We start from the raw sequence: 23,807 nt of genomic DNA, 5'->3' as shown, positions 1-23,807 counted from the left end.
TCCTCCGCATCCGTGGTCCGGGTCGAGTCCTGCCCGGCCGCGCCTTCCGTGCTGTCCTCGTCGACGGTGGCCTCCGCCTCGGCCGGGTCCTCCTCGGCCGCGTCCTCCGTGATGGCGCCTTCGCCGGGCTGGGCCGCTGGTCGGCGGTGGGCCGGATGCTGATCGCCAGCGACACCACCAGCGCGGCCACGCCGATCACGAACAGGGACGTCAACGCGCTGCCGACGAGCAGGAACGGTTTGCGGCCTTCGTCGGCCGGGCGCATCTCGGTCGGCGCGAACTCGTCGACGACGTCGTCGGTGTCGACCGGGGCCAACTGGGTCTCGGCACCGGCCAGCCCGGGCAGCAGCGATCCGGCCGTCGGGCCGTCGGGGTCCTGCGAGTAGGCCAGCCCGACGGTCGTCGCCTCGAACGCCGGGGCCGCCGCCGACGCCAGCGCGGCGCCGCGCGCGAGCGCCAACTCGGCCTCCTCGGGGGCGCTGACCGGCAACGAGACCAGATGTTCCAGATGCGCTCTGACCGAGCTGATGTCCACGCCGGAACCGACGACGAACATGCCGTCCGGTGGCGACTGCTGCGCGGCGACCGCCTCGGCCATCTCGGTGAGCACGGCCATCGCGTCGGCGCTGTGCAGGCTGCGGCTGAGCACCTTGACCACCGAGCCGTCATCGGTCTGCACGACCGACAGCGTCGCGGCGTCGCGATCGACGAACAGCAACGCGGTGGTGTCGTAGCCGACGGCGCGGCCGACGGCCTGGGCCAGCGACGCGGCGGCGTGGCTTTCGGAGACGAGCATGACGTCGTCGATGCCGTGGGCGGCCAGCGCGTCGCGCAGCGCGGTCGCCTCGGCGTGGTCGCTCCACGACACACCGATGGACTTGAGGTGATGACCCCCGGTGGCGGCGCTTTCCTTGGTGCCGAGCACCGCCGAGACGACCTGCTCAGGAGCGTTTGCTGAGCCCTCGACCGACGTGACGTCGAAAGAGTCGTGGTCGACGGTGACCCCGTCGGCCTTTTCGCCTTCGACCAGCACCATGCGGACCGTCGTAGGTGTCATCGACACACCTAGTACGATGTCCACTGACCCCTCCAAAACGTTTGCTATAGCTTTGCGGTCGGCACTGCTGCATCGGGCACGGCGAGCCGACAACTAGATACTTCATCGGCGCGATCAGCTGACGCGTTACATCCCGCGCTGTTAGCTGACAGCGGTTGAAGACCTGGCCGGAACGCGTCGGCACGAATGACCGGTGGCGCCGGTGTCCACGACCTTACTCGCGTTCCCGGCGATGCGGCGGTGCGGTTTCCGGTCAGCTGGTCCTGAGGAAATTCTGGTACGAGCGCGACGGGGTCGGGCCGCGCTGGCCCTGGTATTTGGAGCCGACCGAGGTGCTGCCGTACGGATGCTCGGCCGGGCTGGTCAGGCGCAGCAGGCACAGCTGGCCGATCTTCATGCCGGGCCACAGCGTGATGGGCAGGTTCGCGACGTTGGACAGCTCCAGCGTGATGTGCCCGGAGAAGCCGGGGTCGATGAACCCGGCGGTCGAGTGGGTGAGCAGGCCGAGGCGGCCGAGGGAGGACTTGCCCTCCAGCCGGCCGGCGAGGTCGTCGGGCAGTGTGCACCGCTCCAGCGTCGCGCCGAGCACGAACTCGCCGGGGTGCAGCACGAACGGCTCGCCCTCCTTGGGTTCGACGAGGCTGGTCAGGTCGTCCTGCCGCTGTGCGGGGTCGATGTGGGTGTAGCGGGTGTTGTTGAAGACCCGGAACAGGTTGTCGAGGCGGACGTCGACGCTCGAGGGCTGGACCAGGCTGTCGTCGAACGGGTCGACACCCAACCTGCCGGCATTGATCTCGGCCCGGATGTCGCGGTCGGAGAGCAGCACCGCACGAGCGTAACGGGATGTGGCCCGGTTGCGGCCACCGCGGCGCCGACGGACGGCGAGGTGTTAGCCTTCCTGATCAAACACGCCGGTGTAGTTCAATGGCAGAACATCAGCTTCCCAAGCTGAATACGCGGGTTCGATTCCCGTCACCGGCTCCACCGAAAGCCGACCTGCTAAGTGCTTGGCCCCGAGCCGCTCCAAGCACAAAGCCTGCGGCGGCCTGACACTTGCGCGGGCCCCACAGCGGCGTGATCGCGCCACCGGCTGCACACTTGCTTATTGGCGATTTGGCCTTGGAACGGCGCCGGTCGAGGACAGGGCCGGCTTAACAATCGGGCACAACAACGGTTGTAGGTTACGCCTCAACCTATAACAAAAACGCCGTTTTGTTATACCTTGTCGGCGTGGACCCAAAGAGGTTTGTAGCTTCCGAATGGGGCAGGGCGGTGTCGACCGGCGGATCTGCTGCCTACCACGCTTTTGACCCCATGCCCGTCCCCCGTGAGCTGGTCCTCAGGCCGAAGACGATCATGCTTTTATCGGAAGCAGACGCCGCCCTCGGCCGGCTGGCCGGTGCAGGTCGGCTCCTGCCAGACCCACATCTGCTCGTCAATGCATATATCACCCGAGAAGCTGTGGCGAGCTCTCGAATCGAAGGCACCCAGGCCTCGGTCACAGAGGTATTTGATGCCGCTGTAACCGGTACCTCCGCACGCGCCGACGTCCAGGAAGTCAGCAACTACATTCTTGCGCTACGCCACGGCCTAGGCCGCCTTGAAGAAGGCTTTCCCATCTCCTTGCGGCTGGTCCGGGAGATGCACGAGATCCTGCTGACCGGGGTCCGTGGCCAAGAACGAACACCTGGAGAGTTCCGTCAGACTCAGAACTGGATCTCGTCGCCGGACAATCAGCCGCGTACAGCGCGCTTTGTCCCTCCGACTGTCGACAACATGTGGAGAGCGCTCGACGATTGGGAGAAGTATCTGCATGACGGCGATCCCAAGCTGCCATTGCTGATTCGATGCGCGCTGATGCATTACCAGTTCGAGACGATCCACCCGTTCCTCGACGGAAACGGTCGCATCGGCCGACTTTTCATCATCTTGTATCTCGTGGACAGAGGACGGTTGCCGACGCCGCTCCTGTATATCTCCAGCTACTTCGACCAACGCAAAGAGGAGTACTACGACCGACTCCAGTTCATCCGCGAGCGCGGAGAGATCGACGAATGGCTCGATTTCTTCCTGCTCGGTATCGCCGGCCAAGCCAGCGACGCTGTCAGCCGTGCCGAGGAACTGGCTGACCTCCGCGAAAAATATCGGCTGGCACTTCAGGGAGGAAGGAGTCGAGCGATTGAAGTCGCAGACCTTCTGTTCGCAAACCCCATCATGACCGTTCGGGAAGTCCAAAAGCGCTTGGGTGTAAGCCAACCCGGTGCCACAAACCTACTTCGGACTCTGACGGCCGAGGGAATAGTCCGAGAAGTTGGCGAAGGACCCGGGACACGACATCGCTGGTTCGCAGACGACGTCCTCAGGGTTCTTGATCCGTAGCCCTCCACTCCGCTCCGGTGAACACCAGCTGGAGCCCGTCATGCCGGCTATCGGCCAGCCGCGTGAGAACTTCCGGCGCCTCGGACAGCGGTGCGTACTCGGTGATGACGTGCTCGGCGATGCCGTCACCCTCGGCGGCCAGCAGATCGAGTGTCTCGGCGCTGAGCCGGTCGCGGTCCCACACATGGCCGGTCCCGCGCGGCACCCGTCCGATCTGCGCGCAGCGCAGGCTCAGGCCGTTGTGGTGGAACTCCTCGCCCAACCGGACGTTCTCGCATCCCGCCGGGTAGAACGCCATGTCGATGACCGTGCCCTGGGGCCGCACGATGCGCAGGGCCAGCGCCAGCGCACTGTCCTGGCCGCGGCACTGGAACACCACATCGGCGCCGCGGTCACCGGCCCCGTGGCGCCACCGGCTTTTCAGCACCACCGCCGGATCCCCGTCGCGCGGATCGAGGGCTTCGAACCCGAGATCGGCCGCGATCCGGCAGCGCGCCGGGGTCGGATCGACCAGCACCGTCGACGCGGCACCGTGCAGCCGGGCGAACAGCGCGGTCAACAGGCCGACGACCCCGGCGCCGGTGACCGCGACGCGGCGGCCCCGGACACCGTCGCCCAGGCCTCGCACATCGGTCCCGTGGATGTCGGCGGCGGCGTGCAGCAGGCCGTTGGCGCAGATGGGTCCCATGTGGGCGGCGTAGATCCCCAACACCGGTTCCAGCGTCTCGGGCAGTTTCACGAAACGTTCGGTCAGCCCGTCGGCGCGGTGAACACTGCGGTGACCGTAGGTCATGGCCACCAGCTCGCCCGGCGCCACGGCGGGGGTGGCGCTGTCGGTGACGCGGCCGACCTGCATGTACCCGAACTTCTCGATCGGGTAGCCGGCATCGGGTTCTCCCGCGGTGAACAGTCCCAGCTCCGCGTCCCACCTGCTGTGCAGCGCCGGGTTCGAGCCCTTCACCCAGCTGAGGTCGGTTCCGGTCGACAGTCCGCTGAACACGGTCTCGACGTCGAACTGACCATCACGTGCGGGCCCCCACGGCGGTTCGTCGCGAAGCGTGACAACGCCGCGGCCCTCGACCACGACGGTGAACCGGCGGTCAGCCATCGAGTCTCACGACCCGGTGCTGCAGCGCCGAAGTCGCTATGGCGCAAGCCAATTCGTGCGTCTTCAGTGCCTCGTCGTAGTCGACCAGGATGCCGTTGCGGGCGGCTCCGTCACCGCGCACCGCGTCGATGAACGCACGGTCGGCGGCGCGCTTCGCGTCATCGGGTTCCACACTGCGCTGCACCGGCCCCTGCGCCGTCCGCGCGACGACGCCGTCCTCGTGAATCGTGACCGACACGTCGTCGGCGTGCAGGTCGAGACCCGCCAGCTGCTTCCAGTTCAGGCAGCACGCCGCCGCCACGGTGCCCACCGCACCGGAGCCGAAACGCAGGATCGCGGCGGTGGCTCCGTCGACATCCGCGCCCGGGGCGCACGGGGGTGCGGCGTTCGCGTACGCGCTGACTTCGACGACCTCACCGCACAGCAGCCGGATCAGGTCCAGGACATGCACCGCCTGCTCGACGATCTGACCGCCCGACAGCGCCCGCGTACTCCACCACGACACCGGCGGCACGCGGTCGATCCAGGACCCGGCGACCAGCCGGACGGTCCGGCCGTCGAGCAGTTCCCGGACCATCTCGATCGCCGGCGAATAGCGCCAGTGATGTCCGACCGCGGTGACGACACCGCTTCGGCGTGCCTCGCCGGCGATGCGCTGCGCGGTCGGAAGGTCCAGTGCCAGCGGCTTCTCGACGAACAGGGCGGTTCCGGTCGCGAGTATCTGTTCCTCGATGGCGCCGTGGGCATGCGGCGGCACACAGACGTAGACCGCGTCCGGCGACCCGGCCACCAACGCGGCGAGGCTGGGAACCGGGGCGGCGCCGGTCGTCGCGGCGAACGCCTGCGCGGCCGCCGTGTCGCGGTCGGTGACCGCGACGATCTGCACGTCGGGAAACCCGGCCAGATGGCGCGCGTGGCGCGCGGCGACGCCGCCCGCCCCGACGAACCCCACTCTGCAGCGCTGCAACGGCTGGTCTCCCGCCTCCCGCGACGGACCACGTGTACCCCCGGCCCGCCACCGTTACGCCGCGCGGCGGGAGATTTGACGCGCCTGCAAGGGGTACTCGGGGTCATGGGCGCCCTGACAGTGCTGATCAACGCCGGTCCGTGGCTGCCGGTCCCACCGGTCGGCTACGGCGGTATCGAGAACATCGTGGCCACGCTGATACCGCAGCTGCGCCGGCACGGGGTCCGTGTCGTCCTTGCCACCGTCGGCCGCAGCACGATCGAGGTCGACGAGCAGATCACGGTGTTCGACGAGCCGCAGTTCGCCCACCTCTCCGAGCCTTACAACGATGTCGTCGGGATCGCCGCGGCACACATGCAGCGCATCGCCGACGAAGTGCGGTGCCGTTCGGACATCGATCTGGTGCACGACCACATGGAGGTCGCCGGCCCGAGTGTGCTCAGCTCCCTGGGCGCCGACCGTCCGCCGGTGCTTCACACGCTGCACTGGGATCTGGCCAAACACCGCGCGTTCTATGGCAATTTCGACGGACGTGGACGCTTCGGCGTCAACGGTGTCTCCGCGGCTCAGATGTGCCGCGCCCCCGAACGGCTGAGCGCTCACAGCGTCGGGCACGTGCACCTGGCCACGCCGCTGGCCGACGGCGCCCACCGAAGACCCCTGCCGGACAAGGACGATCACCTGGTCCTCGTCGCCCGGATCACGCCCAACAAGGGCCAGCACATCGCCGCCCGCCTCGCGCAGCGCCGCGGATGGCGTCTCGTGTTCGCGGGTCCGGTCGGGCCCTACCCGACACTCGAGCGGATCGAGGCCGACCCGAACGCGGATCGCTACGGCGACGTGCGGTACTGGCGCGAGGCGGTCGCGCCGCACGTCGACGGTGATCGGGTGCGCTGGATCGGAAGTGCGACGGGGTCTGAGCGCGACGACGTCGTCGCGACCGCGCGAGCGACGCTGTTCCCGGTCTGCTGGGAGGAACCGGGCGGTACCGCCGTCATCGAGTCGCTGGCCCTCGGCACGCCCGTGGTCGGATTCCGCCGCGGGTGTCTGCCCGAGCTGATCGAACCCGGCACCGGTTCACTCGCCGAGTTCGGCGACGAAGCCACACTGGCACAGCTCATCTCCGAGGTCGACAGGATCGATCCCGTCCGCTGCCGCGAAGCCGCCGAACGCCGGTTCACCCCGGCCGTGATGGCCGCGGCGTACCTCAAGCTCTACGACCGGTGCGTCGCGGGCACCCACCCACGCCGAACGGCCTGCCTGCCCACGGTCGCGTCCACGGCGACCGGCTGACACCCGCGCCTTCCCGGGATATGCTCCGGCACATTCGAAGCCGGAGGGGTCGGGGTGGCCGTGAGCATCGTCCGCACAGTGCTCGCGATGACGTCCGTGATGTTCCTCGTCAGCGGGATCTCCGCGATCCGGGTCGCGGCGCAACCGGCCGACCTCACCGCCCGGCTGGACACCGTGATCGCGGCGAAGGTCGCCGAGATGGGCGTGCCCGGCGCGATCGTCTCGTTCGCCGTGCCGGGACTGCTCGACTACACCACCGCGGTCGGGGTCGCGGACACCGACACCGGCGCCCCGATGACCGTCGACGCCCACCACCGAATCGGCAGTGTCACCAAGACGTTCACGGCGACCGCGGTGCTGCAGCTCGTCGACGAGGGCCGGGTCCGTCTGGACGATCCGATCTCCCGGTACGTCCCCGGTGTCCCGTCCGGTGATGTGATCACCCTCGACCTCCTCGGCCGGATGCGCAGTGGACTGCCGGACTACTCCGAGAACCCGGCGTTCGTGGACCAGCTGTACCGCCTGGCGCCCACCGGCCCCGACGCGTTCGCGTTCACTCCCCGTGAGTTGATCGACGCCGCCTTCACGCAGCCGATGAACTTCGCGCCCGGAGCCGAGTACCAGTACTCGAACACCAACTACGTGCTACTGGGCATGGTGGTCGAGAAGATCACCGGACAGAGGTTGGGTGAGTACTTCGCGCAGCGGTTCTTCGGCCCGGGCGGCCTCACCCGCACCACGTATCCCCGGGACGGGCGGATGCCGCTGCCGTTCGCGCACGGCTACAACAAGGCGCCCGACGGCACCGTCCACGACGCCAGCCTGTGGAACCCGACATGGGCGGATGCCGCGGGCGAGATCGTCTCCACCGTCGGCGATCTCAGGAACTGGGCGCTCACGCTGGGCCGCGGCACCCTGCTGTCGCCGGCGATGACGGCCGAGCGCCTGCAGCGTCTCACGCCGGCGGCGCCCGGGGTGGGCTACGGCTTCGGCATCTTCGACTCGCACGGCTGGATCGGCCACAACGGCGACATCCCCGGCTACGCCACCGTGCTCGTGTACCTGCCGGCGCGGGACGCGACGCTGGTGGTCGCGGTCAACTCCGACGTTCCGGAGCAGCACTCGGCGGGCCAGCTGGCGCAAGCGCTCACGTCGATCGTCACCCCTGAACACGTCTACGACCTCGCCGACGCGTCGCCCGGTCAGCAGGGCTGACAATCCATCGGCGTTTCAGCCACCCAGATCACCGCTGTTCGATTTACCGTTCAAGGGTGCCAAGCATGGATCGCCGACGCGCAATGTTGACGCTGGGGCTCGGGGCGGCTGCTGCCGCACTGCCGATTCCCAAGGCCGGTGCCCAGCCGGTGATCGGGGACGCACCTCCCCCCGCCCCCGCCGCGCAGCCCGCACCTGGACTTTTGTTCGCCGACGAGTTCAACGGGCCGGCCGGTTCACCGCCGGACCCGGCATCGTGGTTCATCGTCCCGGTCCGGGAGACCATCCGGAACCCGGTCGAATGGGACAAGCCCTACAACATGGGCCGTTACGTCACCGACCAGGAGCATGTCTTCCAGGACGGAAACGGCAACCTGGTCATCCGCGCCACCCGCGGTGAAGGCGCGAACATCCAGGAGAAATACGCCAGCGCGAAGATCGTCGGCAACTGGCGCGGCGGTGTCGGGACGACCTGGGAGGCGCGCCTGAAGCTCAACTGCCTGACCGACGGCGCGTGGCCCGCGTTCTGGTTGATCAACGACAACCCGGTGCGCGGCGGTGAGATCGACATCGTGGAGTGGTACGGCAACCGGGACTGGCCGTCGGGCAGCACAGTGCACGCCCGGCTGGACGGCACGATGTTCCAGACCCACAAGCACCCGATCGACGGGGAGTGGCACACCTGGCGGATGACCTGGCAGCCGACCGGCATGTACTTCTGGAAGGACTACCAGCCGGGCATGGAGCCGTTTTTCACGGTGCGGTCGGACTCCCTGCCGGACTGGCCCTTCAACGATCCCGGTTTCACGATGTCCCCGGTGTTCAACATCGCCATCGGCGGCTCCGGTGGCCGCGAACCCGCCGGCGGCACCTACCCGGCTGAGATGCTGGTCGACTGGATCCGCGTCTTCTAGACGCTCATACCTGCGGCCCGCAGCAAACGGCTGCAGCCGATCCGTCATGCCACCGTGGATTTTTCCACCCGAAACCGAGGTTCAGATCAGTCACCGAGACTACGATCTGCACAGGCCCCATCGGGGAGGTGCCACATGGCTCATCCGACCATCGATCCGACGTTCTACCGGACCGCCGCCGAGGCGGCGGCGGCTCCCGACGAAAAGCTCGCCTATGTGGTGGCTTTCGACCGCGCCGCCCGAAAACCCGACGCGATGACCGTTGTCGACGTCGATCCGGCGTCGGCCACCTACGGGCATGTGGTCGGCTGGACCGACGTTCCCGGCCGCGGCGACGAGCTGCATCACTTCGGCTGGAATGCCTGCAGCAGCGCGCTCAAGCACGAAGGCCACGACATGCACGGCCTCGCCCGCCGGCATCTCCTCGTCCCCGGGCTGCGCTCGTCCAACGTCTACGTGTTCGACACCCAGCCGGATCCACGAAACCCCATGCTGGTCAAGACGATCGACGCGGCAAGCCTGTCCGCACAGGCGGGATACTCGCGTCCGCACACCCTGCACTGCGGTCCCGACGGCGTCTTCCTGACCTGCCTGGGCGGCCCGGCCGGCGACGACGACGGGCCCGGTGGGATCGCGCTGCTGGACCACACCACGTTCGACGTCCTGCGCGCCTGGGAGACCGACCGCGGGCCGCAGCACTTCCACTACGACGCCTGGTGGCACCTGAACCAGAACGTGCTGATCTCCAGCGAATGGGGCAGCCCGTCGATGATCGAGCACGGCATCGTGCCGGAACTGTTGCTGGGCAACAAGTATGGCCACGCCATCCATTTCTGGGACCTCGCCACCGGCGAACATCAGCAGCGTATCGAGCTGGGGCCCCAGCACCAGATGGCGCTGGAGGTGCGCCCGTCCCACGACCCGGAGGCGACGTGGGGCTTCGTCGGCGTCGTGATCTCCACCCAAGACCTCTCCGGCTCGGTCTGGCGCTGGTTCCGCGACGGCGACGAGTGGAAGGCCGAGAAGGTCATCACCGTTCCCGCCGAACCCGCCGACCCGGAGCTCCTGCCTCCCGCGCTCAAGCCGTTCGGCGCGGTGCCGCCGCTGATCTCCGACATCGATCTGTCGGTGGACGACCGGTTCCTCTACGTGTCCTGCTGGGGCACCGGTGAACTCAAGCAGTTCGACGTCTCCGATCCCGCGAGCCCGCGGCAGACCGGATCGGTGCGGCTCGGCGGGATCGTGGGCCGCGCCCCTCATCCCGCGATGCCCGACATGCCGTTGGCCGGCGGTCCGCAGATGGTCGAGGTCAGCCGCGACGGGAGCCGGGTGTACTTCACCAACTCGCTGTACGGGGCGTGGGACGACCAGTTCTACCCCGACGGCGTCGGCGCCTGGATGGCCAAGCTCGACGTCGAGCCCGACGGTGGACTGAGCATCGACCCGGCCTTCTTCCCGCACGGCGAGGAGTTCCGTGGCCGGCGCGTACACCAGATCCGGCTCCAGGGCGGCGACGCGTCGTCGGACTCCTACTGCTTCAGCTGAGTGAGGCCGGCGCTACGGGCGTCTGACCCGCCACGCCCAGGCCGAGGCCGCGGCGATCGCGAGAGCCAGCACGGTCAGCCACGGCCACGATCCGTGCGCGTGCACCCAACCGGCGAGCGCGCCCTGTATCCGGCCCGCCGCGGCGATCACCGGGTCGGCGGGGTCGCCGCCCGCGAACAACCGGAGCTCGTAGTAGCCGTAGTACGCCACGTACAGCCCGACCAGAACCAGCACCGCCCCGCCGATCCGGTTGACATACGGCAGGATTCGCCTCATCCGGTCCGCGAGCGCGGAGCCGGCGACGGCTGCCGTCACCGCGAGTGCGCCGACCACCAACGCGAACCCGCCCGCATATGCCAGGTAGATCCACACCGCGGCGACACCCCTGGCAGCGGTGCCGGCACCGGTGAGCGCCAGGAACGGTCCGACCGTGCACGACAGCGACGCCACCGCATACCCCACGCCGTAGCCGAACATCGAACCGAGTCGCGACGTGGGGGCCGACCCCGCGCCACTCCCTCGGCCCGGCCGGACCATGCTCAGCTCCCGCCCGGACGACAACCAGACGCCGAGAAGCACGAGCACGGATCCGATGGTCACCGTGACGTACGGCATGTACTGCTGCACCGCGGAGGCCACCGCGACCGTCAGCAGCCCGAACGCCGCGAACACCGTCAGAAAGCCCAGCGACATCACCACGGTCGCGGAAACGGCGCGACCCACCGCGGCCGGGACCCGGCTGCCGGTTCCCCGCACAACCAGCGCGAGGTAGGCGGGCAGCATCGCGAACCCACACGGGTTCAGCGCCGCCACCAGACCGGCCGCGAAGGCCAGACCGACCAGATCCGGCTGCACCCGGTTACGCGCCCAGCGCGGACACCCGCTCCTGCAGTTCCTGCTGCGGCATCGCCGAGGTCGGATTGTTCACGAACGTCGACGAGCCGTCGGCGCGGTAGAACACGTAGGCCGGCTGCCACGGCACGTTGTAGCGCGCCCAGATCGCGCCGTCGGCGTCGTTGAGGTTGGTGAAGTTCAGGCCGTACTTCGACACGAAGCCCCGCATGGCGTCGACGTCCGACCGGGCGGCGACACCCACGAACGTCACCCCCGGGTTCGCCGCGGCCACCCTGCTGACCGACGGCGCCTCCGCATTGCAGAACGGGCACCACGGAGTCCAGAACCACAGCACGGCGGGCTTGCCCTGCAGCGACGCGCCGTCGAACTGCGCACCGCTGAGCGTGGTCGCGGTGAAGTCGAGCCGGTCGTCGGCCAGCGCCGCCGGTGGGCTCACCGTGACCAGCAGGAGCACCGACGCGACGGTGGCTGTCATCAGACGCAGGAATCGGTGGATCATGAGGGCCTCCTCTTTTTCCACCAAAGCTACGCCCGGCGCCCGGCCCGCAGCGAGTTCACAGCTTTCCTCTCAGCTAAAACCCGTTGCGGCGGCTAACTTTTCAGGATTCAAGCAGCGGCCGGGGAGTCCTCCAATCGCCCTCGGACAGCGAGCGAGGCGAGGACACTGAGGGGCGCCCTTGTTCAGCTACGTGCTAGGAGAACCCCATGAAGTACGCCATGACCTGGACGTCGCGCCTCGGCGCTTCCGGCAGGGACAACGAGGAAGCACTGCGCCGCGCCCTGGAGCTGTTCTCCAAGTGGCAGCCGCCGGCCGGCACGACCTTCCACCAGTTCGTCGGGCGCCTCGACGGCGAGGGCGGATTCGCTGTGGTGGAGACGGAGAATCCGACGGAGTTGCTCACCGAGACAATGAAATTCGCCCCGTTCAACTCGTTCAACATCCACCCTGTCGTCGACATGAACGACTGGGCGCAGGCCGCGCAACAGGGCATCGACTTCCGGGGTTCGATCGACTGAGCCCGCGTCGGCACCCTCAGCCGGTGCGACCGACGTAGAGGTCGTCGGGGCGCAGCAGCGGGCCGCCGCCGGCGACCTGCTCGACGATGTGCGCGCTCCACCCGCCGATCCTGGCGCCGGCGAGGAACGCGTCCATGAACTCGTCCGGCACGCCGATACCGTCGAGCACCACCGGCAGCCACAGGTCCGGGTTCGCCGGCAGGCGGCGGCCAGACCCTTTGCGCCGGACCAGCTCCTCCTCGGCGGAACGCTGGTAGGCCTCCGCGACGGGGATCAACGGCGCATCGACGGCTTCGGCCAGGCCGCGCAGGATCGGGACCCGGGGGTCACGCTCGCGATACACGCGGTGTCCCATGCCGGGAAGACGTCTCCCGTCGTCCAACAGCCGGCCCACATATGCGGGCGCCTGCGTCGGGTCGGCGGCCAGGTCGCGCAGCAGCGCCGTCACCCCGCGTGTCGCCCCGCCGTGGCGCGGTCCGCCTATCGCGCACAGCCCTGCCGTCACGCATGCCGCGGCGTCTGCCCCCGTGCTGGCGACCACCCGGGCCGTGAAGGTCGACGCGGACGTACCGTGCTCGGCGACCGTGGACAGCACCGAGTCCACGACGCCGACCACCCGCGCGTCGACATCGCCACGCCAGGCACGAACCAGCCGCGCGGCCACTCCGGCTTCCGCGTCCCCGTCGCCGCCCGCGTGTGGGGGCCGTCCGCTCCTGCGGGCCAACAACGCACCCAGTCCCACCGCGTAGGCCATCGTCAGCACAGCCAGATCGTCGCGCAGCGCGTCCGGATCAGCACCGGGGGCCGGTTGCATCGCGCGCATGGTCCCCAGCCGAAGGATCATCCGCTGCAGCGCGATTCGGGGCGTACCGGCGGCGTCCAGTTCCGCCATGACCTCCTCGTCGGTGATCTCGGCCAGCGGTCCTGCACCGAAGTAGTCGTCGACCAGCAGGCGCCACACGTCGTCGTAGGGCCGGATGCCCACGAGGTCGACGATGTTCACACCGCGGAAGCGCAGTTCGTCACCGACACTCGACGGCCGGCAGATCTCGGTGGTGAACGCCGAGACACCGACGAAACCGGGGTACAACGTTGTCACGGACACATCTCCTCGGTGGCGCGATCGAATCAGGGGTTGACGCGGTCGAACATCGGCAGTGCCCGCGCGGTGACGCGGACGACGCATTCCTGCCGGTCGATGCGCACGGCGCTGTGGACTTCCAGCTCGCTGTGGCCCGCGGCGAGCCGGTAGAGGTAGCGGCCGCCGAGATAGCACACCGACAGCACCCGGCACAGGAATTCACCGCCGCGGGTGGCGATGTCGGAGTCGACGATCTCGACCTGCTCGGGACGGATCGCGACGGTGACGCGGTCTCCGGGCTGCCACTGTCCCGCGACGGCCTCGGTCCTCAGTTCGGTGCCGGTGCCGTCGTCGCGTCGGTCGGCGCCGTCCAGGGCGACGGCGTGCACGGGGCCGTCCCGATGGGTGACGGTGCCGTCCACGAAGTGGGTGGTCCCGATGAAACCTGCCACGAGCCGCGAATCGGGGCGCTGGTACAGCGTTTCCGGGTCGGCGACCTGCTGGACGGAGCCGTTGTCCATCACCGCTATCCGCGTGCTCAGGGACAGCGCCTCCTCCTGGTCATGGGTGACGTACACCGTGGTGAGCTTGGTCTCCTCGTGGATGTCGCGCAGCCAGGCCCGCGCCTTGGTCCGCAGCTTGGCGTCCAGGTTCGACAGCGGTTCGTCGAGCAGCAGGACCTTGGGCGCGGCGACGATGGTGCGCGCCAACGCCGCCCGTTGCTGTTGCCCGCCGGACAGTTCGTGCGGGTACCGCTGCGCGAGCTGTTCCAGACCGACGAGTTCGAGGGTGTCGCGGATGCGGACCTTCTGCTCGTCGCGCGGCACCTTCTTCAACTTGAGCCCGTACCGCATGTTCTCGGTGATGTTCATGTGCGGCCACAGCGCATACGACTGGAACACCAGCCCACAGTCCCGCTTCTCGGGCATCACGAAGACCTTGGCGGAGGTGTCGGCGACCACCTTCTCCCCGATCGCGATCCGCCCGGCATCGGGTTCGGCGAGCCCGGCGATCATCGACAGCAGCGTCGACTTGCCGCACCCGCTGGGGCCGAGCAGCGTGAAGAACTCCCCGTCGTGGATGTCGAGGCTGACGTCGTCGACGGCGGTGTAGTCGCCGTACCTCTTGTACAACCCGTCGATGCGGATGTCAGCCATGCGCTTTCACTCCTGTCAGGCGCTTACCGATGAGGACGACGACCGTGCCGAGGACGATCTGGATCATGGCGAAGGCCGCCACCGCCCCGACGATTCCCTGGTCCCACAGCTGCAGCATGGATGTGCCGATCACGTTGACGCCGGGCGAGATCAGGTAGACCGCCGCGGCGTACTCGCGCAGAAAATGGGAGAACAGCACGATGTACGCGCCGGCGATCGCGGGCGCCGAGAGTCGGAGCGTCATCGCCGACGTCGCCCGTAGCCACGAGGCTCCCGCGACCCGGGCGGCATTGTCGAGATCGCGGTGCACGCCGATGAAGGCGGGCACCACCACGCCCATGCCCAGAGGCAGGAACCGGATGATGAAGGCGAACACCAGGATCCACAGCGTTCCCCGCAGCGGGTCCATGAACGGGAACAGGAACATCGCCCAGAACACCCCGATGCTGACGACGATGGCCGGGAGCGCCCGTGGGGTCACCGACAGGAAGTCCAGCGCGCGGCGCAGCGGGAAGTCCGACCGGTAGGCAACCAGCCCGATGACCGCGGCCAGCGCGGCGGCGATCGCCGCGCCGACGAGGGCGACGACCAGGCTGGTCTGGATGGACGACATGTAGGACGGCGTGTTGAGGATCTGCTCGAAGTTGCCGGTGGTGAAGGACTCGGCGAGCGGGACGAACGGGCTGAGAATCTGGGTCAGCGACCGCAGCACGATGCCGAAGATCGGGATCACCGAGACGATCAGCACGAAACCGCCCACGGCGAGGGACAACGGCCACCGCAGTCCGCCGAGGCTGAGCCGTCGCGGTTGCGTCGCCTTGCCGGTGACCGTGACGAACCGCTGCCGGTCGCCGAGAATGCGCGACTGCGCCCAGATCAGCACTGCTGCAACACCGATGAGCGCTATGGAGGCCGCGGCCAGCAGGCCGTAGTCCGGGTCGGGCCGGACCAGACCCTCCATGTACAGGTAGCTGGCGAACATCTCGATGCCCGAAGGTTTCCCGAGAATCAGAGGGATGGACAGAGATTCGAGCGCCGCGATGAACACCAGGATGATGCTGTAGAGCATGGCCGGACGCATCAGCGGGAAGGCCACGGTGCCGATCACCCGCCACGGCGTGGCTCCCAACGTCCGGGCCGCCTCCTCCAGCGCCGGGTTCAAGGATTCCAGCGACCGTGCCGCGAACATGTACACCAGTGGCGCTTCGGCGATTCCCGCGACCAGCGCCATGCCGGGCAACGTGTAGAGCCACGCCGGCGCCTGTGACATCCCGAAAAGGTTCGCGATGCCGCTGGAGACGTAGCCGGCCGGCCCGTAGACGATCACCCAGCCGAACGCCAGCACCAGCGCCGACGTGTACAGCGGCCAGTTGAACACCGCCGAGATCACCCGGCGCCCCGGCAGGTCGGTCCGGATCACCAGGAACCCCACCCCCAGGCCGAGCGCCACCGCGATCACCGTCGTCATGACGGCGAACCCGATGGTGTTGAGCAGCATCGTGCGCACCTCACCGGAGATGATCAGCTGCGCATAGTTACCGAGGGTGAAGGAGCCGTCGTCGTACAGCGGTGCGTCCAGGAACGACTGCCACACCACGGGAACCATCGGCCCGAGCACGATGAACCCGGTGACCGCCAGCACCGCCCACTGGAAGAGCCGCTGACGCGGGCCCGGCGGCGACCCCGCGACGTCGGACCGGGGGCGCGGCCGGCGAACCAGAGTGCTCGACGTAGCCATGGCTGTTCTACTCAGCCGCGCTGCAGTTGCGCGAACCCACCGATGATCCGGTCGTACTCACCGTTGACGAGAATGTCCGGCGTGGGGCCCATCTGGATGATCGCGTCCTCGCCCACGTCGTCGATGATCCCCGACAGGTGCCACCAACCGGTTTCCTCGACCGCTGCCTGCACGCTCGGACGGTAGGGCACCCGCTCGGTCAGCGGGATCAGCTTCTGTCCCTCTTCCGACAGCAGGAAATCGATCAGCAGCTTGGCCGAGTTCGGGGAGTTCGCCTTCTTGGTGATGCCCACGATCCGGTCGCTGATCGGCTGGCCGTCGTCCATCAGCGCGAACTTCAGGAACGAATCCGACCCGCGCGGGATGGTGCTCAGCGGGACATAGAACGCGAGCGCATACTCGCCGCTGACCATCTTCTCGCCGATCGCGCCGCCGGACGCCTCGAAGCGCAGGGCCGGGCCCATCGTCTGCATTCCGTCCCAGAACTTCTCGCGCAGCTTGCGGTCGATGAACCAGAACATCCCCCACTGCGCGTCACCCGAATAGGTGGCGACGCGGCCCTGGTAGAACTCCGGGTCGGAGTTCACCATCTCGACGACATCGGCGAAGCTCTCGGGCGGTTCGGTGCCCTCCGGCAGCAGTGTCTCGTTGTAGACGATCGAGAACGGGTCGGCCGACATCGCGTACAGGCCCTTGCCCGCCCACTCGTGGGACCATTCCGGCAGTTCGGCCAGCTCGGGCGATTCGTATGCCTGCAGTTCCCCGCGGTCCATGAAGCGCTGCCACCCGTCTGCGGCGATCGACACGATCGCATCCGCGGTCGGCGCCGAGGTGGCGGACTCGGCGTAGTAACGCTCGAAAACCTCGGTGGTGCCGAGGTCCACGGTGCGCACCTGGACCCAGGGGTAGACCTTGTTGAACCCCTCCAGCAGCGGAGCCCAGTCCTCGGCGGCCATGATGCTGTAGACGTCGAGCGGATCTTCGTCTCGCGACGCTTCGACGATCTGCGAGTATTCGGCCGGATAGTACTCGGGATAGGTGCCCTCGGAGAGATTGGCGCCCGGTTCGGTCTCCGACGACGATCCGCATCCCGCCAGGACGAGGCACAGTGTCGCGGCAGAGGCGATCAGTGGAGTGGTGACTCGCCTACCTGGTGAATGAAGCTTCATTGCTTGTCCTTCTTCGTGATGGGCACACCTAGATGACGCCGCTCTCCCTGAGCCGCTGAAGTTCCTCCTCTCCCAGGCCGAGGGTTTCGCGGAAGATCTCGTCGTTGTATCTGGCCTTGGGGGGACCGGCGTGCGTGATGCCACCCGGTGTCCGGCTGAAGGTGATCGCGACGTTCTGCATTCTCACCGAACCGAGTTCGTCGTCCTCGACGGCGACGACATTGCCCCGGGCCTTCACCTGCTCGTCGGTGAACATGTCGGCCACGTTGTTGACCGGGCCCATGGTGGCCTGGTGCTTGCGTGCCAGTGCCACCAGTTCGTCCCGGTCGCGGTTCTTGATCGCGTCGCGCAGCAGCGCGGTCAACGTCGAACCGTTGGCGATCCGGGCGGCATTGGTGGCGAACCGTTCGTCGGTGATCAGTTCGTCGAGTTGCAGTGCGCGGCAGATTCTTTCGAATGTCGCTTGGGTCGATCCCGAAATCGCGACCCAGTGCCCGTCACGGGTCAGGTACGTTCCCCGGGGTGCGACGAACGGGTTGTCGGCACCGTAGCGTTCCTGGATCACGCCGAGCTGGTCGTAGTTGACCACCTGCGGTCCCAGCATCGTGAACAGTCCCTCGTAGAGCCCGAGGTCGATCTCCTGGCCGCCGTAGCCCTGGTCGCGGTTGTACACGGCGACCATCACGGCGAACGCGGCGAAGATCGCGGCGGAGCTGTCGCCCAGACCGAACGGCTGGATCAGCGGCTCCCGGTCGGCGTGCCCGTTCACGTACGCCGCGCCGGAGAACGCCTCGACCAACGAGCCGAACCCGGGTTCGTGTGACAGCGGTCCGGTGCGCCCGAAACCGGTGAGATGCAACATGATCAGGCCGGGATTGACGGCGACGAGATCGTCGTAGCCGATCCCCCACCGTTCCACGGTGCCGGTGCGGAAGTTCTCGACGACCACGTCGACCTCGGCGGCCAGCTTGCGGACCAGGTCGCGGCCCTCCGGATGACCGAGGTCGATGGTGACCGTGCGCTTGTTGCGGTTGATGACCTTGAAGAACAGCCCGATGCCGTCCTTCTGGAGTCCCCAGCGCCGCATCTCGTCGCCGCGTGCCGGGTGCTCGACCTTGATGACGTCGGCACCGTAGTCGGCCAGATGCATCGTCGACATCGGGCCGGCGAGCAGGTTGCTCAGATCGAGCACCCGCAGGCCCTCGAGGGGGCGTCTAGCTGTAGTCATCATCGGCCTCCGGCGCCTCGTGGTAGAGCTCCGGTGGGACAGGACGATTCAGCGCGATCAGCAGGGTCCGGGCGATCTCGAGCTTGCGCCCCATCGACACCGCACCGGCGCGCTCCCAGTCACCGGCCTTGAGGCAGTCGACCAGCCGGTTGTGGTGACTCGACGACCGGCTCAGCTGGCGGGTGTCGACGCCGAAGATCATCGCGTAGTCGAAATGCCCCTCGGTGAGCTCCTCCACCTCGCGGCGGATGTTGGCGTAGGGGCAGCGCGACAGGATCAGCGCGTGGAACTCCTTGTTCAACGCGACGTAGCCCGCGGTCTCGTCCTGCATCGCGAGCAGTTCCATGTCCTGAGCCAGCGACGCCAGGCGCGCGAGGTCGACCTCGGTCAGGTGCGGCCCCGCCAGCCGGGTGGCCAGCGCCTCCACCTCGCCGCGGAGCAGGTAGTAGCCGGGGATGTCCTCCGCGGTGATCGTGGTGACGCAGGCGCCACGGTTCTTGTTCACCACGCACAACCCGTCGCCCTGCAGCATGCGGATCGCCTCGCGCACCGGCTGGTCGCTCACGTTGTAGGTCCGGGCGATCTCGCGTACGACCAGCCGCTGCCCGTTGATGAGTTCGCCGCTGAGGATGCGTGACCGCAGCGCGCCGTGGATCCGCTCGGCCGCACTCACCTCTTTCGGTGGCTCACCCGCAGCGCCGGATGGCGTGCCACTTTCGATCTGATCGAATTTCACAGCGCAGACTGTAACCCGTATCACAGCGCGATACAACGAATTCGATCAGATCGGATCCATCGCGGAGGCGTCAATTTCAGTGACCCGCCCTACCGACGCCGACGGTCGACCACGATGTCCTCATGAGCACCGACACCACCACCTGCGCGATCGTCGGCGGCGGACCGGCCGGAATGGTGTTGGGACTGCTGCTGGCCCGGGCCGGTGTCCAGGTCACGGTGCTGGAGAAGCACGCCGACTTCCTGCGCGACTTCCGCGGTGACACCGTGCATCCGACCACGTTGCGTCTGATCGACGAGCTCGGACTGTGGCCGAGGTTCTCCGCGCTGCCGTTCAGCCGGTTGCAGCGTGCGACCGTGGACGTGGCGCCCGGCCGGCGGGTCACGATGGTCGATTTCGGCCGGCTGCGGCAGCCGCACCCGTACATCGCGATGGTGCCGCAGTGGGATCTGCTCAATCTGCTCGCCGAGGCCGGCGAAGCCGAACCGGCGTTCACCCTCCGGATGCGCACCGAGGCCACCGGCCTGCTCCGCGACGAGGGCCGCGTCACCGGAGTCCGGTACCGCGGTGACGACGGCCCGGGTGAACTCCGTGCCGATCTGACCATCGCCTGCGACGGCCGCAATTCCGTTCTGCGGCAACACGCCGGCCTGCAGGTGCGGGAGTTCCCGGTCAGCTTCGACGTGTGGTGGTTCCGCCTCCCCCGACCCGACGACGACACGATCTACACGCTGTTCCCCCGGCTGGCGCCGGGCAGGGCCATGATCGTGATTCCGCGCGAGGGTTACCTGCAGATCGCGCTGCTGATCCCGAAGGGCACCGACGCCCGGCAGCGGGCCCGCGGCCTCGACGCGTTCCGCGCCGACGTGCTGGCGCTGCTGCCCGAGGCGGGTGCCGCCGTCGAGACGATCACCAGCCTCGACGACGTCAAACACCTCGACGTGCGCCTGAATCGGTTGCGCCGCTGGCACGTCGACGGTCTGTTGTTCCTCGGCGACGCCGCCCACGCGATGTCGCCGGCCGGCGGCGTCGGCATCAACGTGGCCATCCAGGACGGGGTGGCCGCAGCACGGCTGCTCGCCGATCCGCTCCGCGCCGGCGTGGTGCGGAGCCGCCACCTGGCCGCGGTGCGGCGCCGGCGCGTCATCCCGACCGCGGTGACCCAGGCACTGCAACGCCTGATCGACAAGCGGTTGCTCGGCCCGATCGTGCACGGTGATCTCGCGGGGCCGCCACCGGGGCTGGTCCGCACAGTCGAACGGGCGCCGTGGCTGACGGTCGTTCCGGCCTATCTCGTCGGCGTCGGGGTGCGGCCCGAGCGTGCACCCGGTTTCGCGAAACGGCGGCCCACGTAGGGTCATCTCCCATGACCGACACCGCCTCCCCCGCCAACCCGTTCGACCTGACCGGCCACGTGTCCGTGGTGACCGGCGGCGGCTCCGGCATCGGGCTGGGCATGGCCGAGGGGTTGGCGCGGGCCGGAGCCACGGTCGCGATTCTGGGCCGCTCGACGGAGCGCCTCGAGTCGGCGGCGGCCATGCTGCGCGGTCACGGCAACCCGGTCTTGCCGGTGGTCTGCGACGTCACCGACGAACCGGCCGTCACCGATGCGATGGCCCGAATCCGTAGCGAATTCGGTTATCTCGATTCATGTTTCGCCAACGCCGGGGTCCGTGGCAGGTTCACCCCGGTGCTCGACACCTCGCTGGCGGAGTTCCGCGCGGTGACCCGGGTGGATCTCGACGGCGTGTTCCTGACGCTGCGTGAGGCCGCCCGCCAGATGATCGAGGCCGGACGCGGCGGCAGCCTGGTCGGGGTGTCGAGTCTCGGTGCGCTACAGGGCATGCCGCGTCAGCCCGCCTACGCGGCGTCGAAGGCCGGGGTGACCTCCCTGATCGACAGCATGGCCGTCGAACTGGCCAGATACGGCATCCGCGCCAACACCATCCAGCCCGGCTGGTTCGACACCGAGATGACCGCCGAGGGGCTGGCCGACGAACGGTTCAGCGCGCGGGTGCTGCCCCGGGTACCGGTGCGCCGGTGGGGCGCCGCCGCGGACGTTGCCGGTGTCGCGGTCTACCTGGCCGGGCCGGCCAGCGCCTACCACACCGGCGACGTGCTCCGCCTGGACGGCGGTTACCTGAAGTTCTAACTCTCGCAGCCGATGCCGTCGCGGTCGCGGTCCAGCCAGGGCCCGTAGTACGGCGAGCTCGACGGGATGTCGACGATGCCGGCGGCACGCGCGGCCGAGCAGTTCGGGAACGGCGCGGCCGGTTGTGCACCGGCAACACCCACCGTGACGGACACCGCGGCGGCGGCGAGTGCTGCGGCGGGGAGAAGCCTGCGGAACATCTGGAACTCCATATCGTCGTGAGCTGGTGAAACGTAGCGTCACGACCGTATGGAGAACCCGTGGCCGGACGAATCGGGGGATTCCCTACACTTCCCCCTCGATGGGCGTCAGCAAAGGGCCGCTCGGTGCCGACGTTTGAGCCCGGGGTTCCACGGACAAAAAAGGGACCGTGGGCATGCTGATGACTCCGTTGCCGCCGCCTGATGTGCAGATCACCGACGCCGGCGTGGACGCCGCGCTCACCGAAGCCGTGCGGATCATCAACCCGCTGCTCGACGCGCTCTGGCACACGGATCCGCTGGCGCTGAAACGTCGCGACGACGGCATCGGCCGGCTGCTCAACGCCGTCGACCTTCCGGGCACCGCCGCGTGGGACGACATGGACGCCCAGGACCGGATCGACTGGTGGGTGTGGCGGGTCGGCGCGCTGAACACCGTCGCGGTCGCGTTCCCGGGGGCGCTCGGAATCCTCGCCCGCCGCCTGCCGATCCAGGATCTGCTCGGGTTCGTCAGCCAGGCCACCGTGCTGTGCGCGGTGGCGCGCGAACTCGGCGTCACCGATCACCGCGCCCAGGTGCGCATGCTCGCGTCCGTGTTGTGCGACCGCGACCTGTCGGTGATCGTCTACGAGCCGGCCACGCGACGGCGACTGACCCGGATACCGCACCACCCCGGGGGCGTCGTCAAAGCGGTGTGGAATCTCGTCGGACTCTTCGACGCGATCGGCGACGAGTTGGCCAAGCGCCCACAGCCACGGGCACCGTTCCGAATGGTGGGCCTGCTGCCGGGGCTCGGTGCGCTCGCCGCGTACTTCGGTGAGTGCGGCGCCCTGTCCCGCGCCGCGAAGATGGGCCGGCAATGGATCCAACGGCGGTCACAGCCCTAACGACTGCTGAGCCTCCCGCAGCGTGCGCGCCGAGGCCTGCAGCCCCGAGCGCTCCGCGTCCGACAGCGCCACCTCCAGCACCTGACCCGCGCCGTGCGCTGTCACGACCGTCGGCAGCGACAGCGCCACTCCGGAGATCCCGTGCGCGCCCTGCTGCACGGTGGACACCGGCAACACCCGGTGCTGGTCCCCGAGCACCGCTTCGATGATGCGGGCCGAGGACAGTCCGATGGCCAGGTTCGTCGCCCCCTTGCCGGCGATGATCTGGTGGGCCGCGCCGACCACCTCCGCCGAAATGCGGCGCCGGTTCTCCTCGTCGAACACCAGCACGCCGTCGCGGCGGAATTTCGCGGCGGGTACTCCGCCGATCGACACGCTCGACCACAGCGAGATCTCCGAGTCACCGTGCTCGCCGACGATGAAACCGTGCACGTTACCGACGGCCAGGCCGGCCTGCTCGGCGATCAGATAACGGAACCTGCTGGAGTCCAACAGGGTTCCGGAACCGAACACATGGCCGGGGGCGGCGTCGACGGCGCGGGCCGCGGCGAGGGTGACCACGTCGACGGGGTTGGTGACGAACACGACGACCGCGTCGGGTGAGTGGGCGAGAAGCTGCGGGGTGAGTGTCCGGGCCATCGCGACGTTGACCGAGGCGAGGTCCAGCCTGCTCTGCCCGGGCTTCTGCTTGGCGCCCGCGGTCACGATCACCACCGCCGAATTCGCCGTCACGGCGATGTCGTCGGAGCCGGTCACGCGGCAGTGCGGGACGAACTGGCTGCCGTGGTTCAGGTCGAGCACCTCGGCGCGCACCTTGGCGGCGTTGACGTCGTACAGCGCGAGTGACCCGGCCGAGCCCCGGATCAGGCACGCGTAGGCGATCGCGGTACCGACGCTGCCCATGCCGACGATCGCGACCTTGGTGTTTCGTTCGACTGGCATAACCCGATTCTGGCTTGGCCGGCGCGAGAGGCCGGCCCGATCGGCTGTCCCCTCCGCAGCCGATCGAACCGACGTTGCCAAACATATGTGTGGGGTGCCCCGGGGAGGAATCGGGGAAATCCCTATTTCTTGCCGTGGCAAAAACCAAGATCACGGCGAAGGGCCAG

The 23,807-nt window shown here is 68.3% G+C and carries 22 protein-coding genes, 1 tRNA gene and 1 pseudogene; 10 read left to right on the top strand and 14 right to left on the bottom strand.

Going from position 1 to position 23,807, the window contains the following annotated elements:
- Together ASJ79_RS08385 and dcd are read right to left on the bottom strand one after the other, a co-directional pair.
- Nucleotides 1–1,081, bottom strand: a pseudogene (locus tag ASJ79_RS08385) (hypothetical protein); the annotation flags it as partial.
- A 229-nt stretch (nucleotides 1,082–1,310) separates the two neighbouring features.
- The gene (dcd, locus tag ASJ79_RS08380) at nucleotides 1,311–1,883 is read right to left on the bottom strand and encodes a dCTP deaminase (protein ID WP_067954246.1); all 573 of its coding nucleotides are present in this window, start codon (nucleotides 1,881–1,883) and stop codon (nucleotides 1,311–1,313) included.
- 84 nt (nucleotides 1,884–1,967) lie between these two features.
- Between dcd and ASJ79_RS08375 the strand changes: the two genes are divergently transcribed.
- Together ASJ79_RS08375 and ASJ79_RS08370 are read left to right on the top strand one after the other, a co-directional pair.
- Nucleotides 1,968–2,041: transfer RNA gene (locus ASJ79_RS08375), tRNA-Gly, on the top strand.
- 288 nt (nucleotides 2,042–2,329) lie between these two features.
- On the top strand, nucleotides 2,330–3,436 hold the full coding sequence (locus ASJ79_RS08370) for a Fic family protein (protein ID WP_156448337.1): 1,107 nt from the start codon (nucleotides 2,330–2,332) through the stop codon (nucleotides 3,434–3,436).
- On the opposite strand, the gene ASJ79_RS08365 is transcribed toward ASJ79_RS08370, so the two are convergent.
- The gene (locus ASJ79_RS08365) at nucleotides 3,417–4,544 is read right to left on the bottom strand and encodes a zinc-binding alcohol dehydrogenase (protein WP_067954245.1); all 1,128 of its coding nucleotides are present in this window, start codon (nucleotides 4,542–4,544) and stop codon (nucleotides 3,417–3,419) included. The genes ASJ79_RS08370 and ASJ79_RS08365 overlap by 20 nt on opposite strands.
- Nucleotides 4,537–5,496: a Gfo/Idh/MocA family protein gene (locus ASJ79_RS08360; protein ID WP_231750783.1), complete on the bottom strand. Its 960-nt coding sequence runs from the start codon at nucleotides 5,494–5,496 to the stop codon at nucleotides 4,537–4,539. The genes ASJ79_RS08365 and ASJ79_RS08360 overlap by 8 nt, the downstream gene beginning before the upstream one ends.
- A gap of 120 nt (nucleotides 5,497–5,616) precedes the next feature.
- On the opposite strand from ASJ79_RS08360, the gene ASJ79_RS08355 reads away from it, so the two are divergent.
- The 4 genes from ASJ79_RS08355 to ASJ79_RS08340 all read left to right on the top strand — a co-directional run bounded on the left by ASJ79_RS08355 (nucleotide 5,617) and on the right by ASJ79_RS08340 (nucleotide 10,478).
- Nucleotides 5,617–6,804: a glycosyltransferase gene (locus ASJ79_RS08355; RefSeq protein ID WP_067954243.1), complete on the top strand. Its 1,188-nt coding sequence runs from the start codon at nucleotides 5,617–5,619 to the stop codon at nucleotides 6,802–6,804.
- Nucleotides 6,805–6,891: 87 nt separating this feature from the next.
- Nucleotides 6,892–8,019 (top strand): serine hydrolase, encoded by a 1,128-nt coding sequence (locus tag ASJ79_RS08350; RefSeq protein ID WP_067954255.1) that lies wholly within the window; start codon nucleotides 6,892–6,894, stop codon nucleotides 8,017–8,019.
- Between the two features lie 65 nt (nucleotides 8,020–8,084).
- On the top strand, nucleotides 8,085–8,933 hold the full coding sequence (locus ASJ79_RS08345) for a family 16 glycosylhydrolase (protein WP_067954242.1): 849 nt from the start codon (nucleotides 8,085–8,087) through the stop codon (nucleotides 8,931–8,933).
- A 135-nt stretch (nucleotides 8,934–9,068) separates the two neighbouring features.
- Nucleotides 9,069–10,478, top strand: a complete 1,410-nt coding sequence (locus ASJ79_RS08340) for a selenium-binding protein SBP56-related protein (protein WP_067954241.1) — start codon at nucleotides 9,069–9,071, stop codon at nucleotides 10,476–10,478.
- Nucleotides 10,479–10,490: 12 nt separating this feature from the next.
- Here the strand turns inward: ASJ79_RS08340 and ASJ79_RS08335 are convergent, their stop codons facing one another.
- Together ASJ79_RS08335 and ASJ79_RS08330 are read right to left on the bottom strand one after the other, a co-directional pair.
- A complete protein-coding gene (locus tag ASJ79_RS08335; RefSeq protein ID WP_067954240.1) occupies nucleotides 10,491–11,333 on the bottom strand; it encodes a cytochrome c biogenesis CcdA family protein in 843 nt (280 codons plus the stop codon).
- Between the two features lie 4 nt (nucleotides 11,334–11,337).
- Nucleotides 11,338–11,808: a protein disulfide oxidoreductase gene (locus ASJ79_RS08330; RefSeq protein ID WP_067954254.1), complete on the bottom strand. Its 471-nt coding sequence runs from the start codon at nucleotides 11,806–11,808 to the stop codon at nucleotides 11,338–11,340.
- A 230-nt stretch (nucleotides 11,809–12,038) separates the two neighbouring features.
- Between ASJ79_RS08330 and ASJ79_RS08325 the strand changes: the two genes are divergently transcribed.
- On the top strand, nucleotides 12,039–12,350 hold the full coding sequence (locus ASJ79_RS08325) for a DUF3303 domain-containing protein (RefSeq protein ID WP_067954239.1): 312 nt from the start codon (nucleotides 12,039–12,041) through the stop codon (nucleotides 12,348–12,350).
- A gap of 16 nt (nucleotides 12,351–12,366) precedes the next feature.
- On the opposite strand, the gene ASJ79_RS08320 is transcribed toward ASJ79_RS08325, so the two are convergent.
- The 6 genes from ASJ79_RS08320 to ASJ79_RS08295 are packed head-to-tail and all read right to left on the bottom strand — an operon-like array spanning nucleotide 12,367 to nucleotide 19,459.
- A complete protein-coding gene (locus tag ASJ79_RS08320; protein ID WP_197420128.1) occupies nucleotides 12,367–13,449 on the bottom strand; it encodes a citrate/2-methylcitrate synthase in 1,083 nt (360 codons plus the stop codon).
- Between the two features lie 29 nt (nucleotides 13,450–13,478).
- A complete protein-coding gene (locus ASJ79_RS08315) occupies nucleotides 13,479–14,588 on the bottom strand; it encodes an ABC transporter ATP-binding protein (protein ID WP_067954237.1) in 1,110 nt (369 codons plus the stop codon).
- On the bottom strand, nucleotides 14,581–16,326 hold the full coding sequence (locus ASJ79_RS08310) for an iron ABC transporter permease (protein ID WP_082753724.1): 1,746 nt from the start codon (nucleotides 16,324–16,326) through the stop codon (nucleotides 14,581–14,583). The genes ASJ79_RS08315 and ASJ79_RS08310 overlap by 8 nt, the downstream gene beginning before the upstream one ends.
- Nucleotides 16,327–16,337: 11 nt before the next feature.
- Entirely contained in the window at nucleotides 16,338–17,495 is a 1,158-nt protein-coding gene (locus ASJ79_RS08305; protein WP_067954235.1) for an ABC transporter substrate-binding protein, read from the bottom strand.
- 28 nt (nucleotides 17,496–17,523) lie between these two features.
- Nucleotides 17,524–18,723 carry a CaiB/BaiF CoA-transferase family protein gene (locus tag ASJ79_RS08300; protein ID WP_197420127.1) on the bottom strand — a complete coding sequence of 400 codons (1,200 nt, stop codon included), beginning with the start codon at nucleotides 18,721–18,723 and terminating at the stop codon, nucleotides 17,524–17,526.
- Nucleotides 18,710–19,459 carry a GntR family transcriptional regulator gene (locus tag ASJ79_RS08295; RefSeq protein WP_067954233.1) on the bottom strand — a complete coding sequence of 250 codons (750 nt, stop codon included), beginning with the start codon at nucleotides 19,457–19,459 and terminating at the stop codon, nucleotides 18,710–18,712. Before ASJ79_RS08295 ends, ASJ79_RS08300 begins: the two co-directional genes overlap by 14 nt.
- Nucleotides 19,460–19,581: 122 nt before the next feature.
- Between ASJ79_RS08295 and ASJ79_RS08290 the strand changes: the two genes are divergently transcribed.
- Together ASJ79_RS08290 and ASJ79_RS08285 are read left to right on the top strand one after the other, a co-directional pair.
- The gene (locus tag ASJ79_RS08290; RefSeq protein ID WP_067954232.1) at nucleotides 19,582–20,814 is read left to right on the top strand and encodes an FAD-dependent oxidoreductase; all 1,233 of its coding nucleotides are present in this window, start codon (nucleotides 19,582–19,584) and stop codon (nucleotides 20,812–20,814) included.
- A gap of 11 nt (nucleotides 20,815–20,825) precedes the next feature.
- A complete protein-coding gene (locus ASJ79_RS08285) occupies nucleotides 20,826–21,611 on the top strand; it encodes an SDR family NAD(P)-dependent oxidoreductase (RefSeq protein WP_067954231.1) in 786 nt (261 codons plus the stop codon).
- Here the strand turns inward: ASJ79_RS08285 and ASJ79_RS08280 are convergent.
- Nucleotides 21,608–21,811 (bottom strand): excalibur calcium-binding domain-containing protein, encoded by a 204-nt coding sequence (locus ASJ79_RS08280; RefSeq protein WP_067954253.1) that lies wholly within the window; start codon nucleotides 21,809–21,811, stop codon nucleotides 21,608–21,610. The genes ASJ79_RS08285 and ASJ79_RS08280 overlap by 4 nt on opposite strands.
- A gap of 176 nt (nucleotides 21,812–21,987) precedes the next feature.
- Here ASJ79_RS08280 and ASJ79_RS08275 point away from each other — a divergent pair, with 176 nt between their 5' ends.
- On the top strand, nucleotides 21,988–22,698 hold the full coding sequence (locus tag ASJ79_RS08275) for a hypothetical protein (RefSeq protein ID WP_156448336.1): 711 nt from the start codon (nucleotides 21,988–21,990) through the stop codon (nucleotides 22,696–22,698).
- Here ASJ79_RS08275 and ASJ79_RS08270 read toward each other — a convergent pair.
- Nucleotides 22,687–23,640 carry an L-lactate dehydrogenase gene (locus ASJ79_RS08270; protein WP_067954230.1) on the bottom strand — a complete coding sequence of 318 codons (954 nt, stop codon included), beginning with the start codon at nucleotides 23,638–23,640 and terminating at the stop codon, nucleotides 22,687–22,689. The two genes, ASJ79_RS08275 and ASJ79_RS08270, sit on opposite strands and share 12 nt — an antisense overlap.
- Between the last annotated feature and the right edge of the window lie 167 nt (nucleotides 23,641–23,807).

The sequence above is a fragment of the Mycobacterium sp. NAZ190054 genome (assembly GCF_001545925.1).
GTDB lineage: Bacteria > Actinomycetota > Actinomycetes > Mycobacteriales > Mycobacteriaceae > Mycobacterium.
The sequence above is the reverse complement of the archived record's forward strand: the minus strand, read 5'-3'. Positions and strand labels throughout refer to the sequence as shown.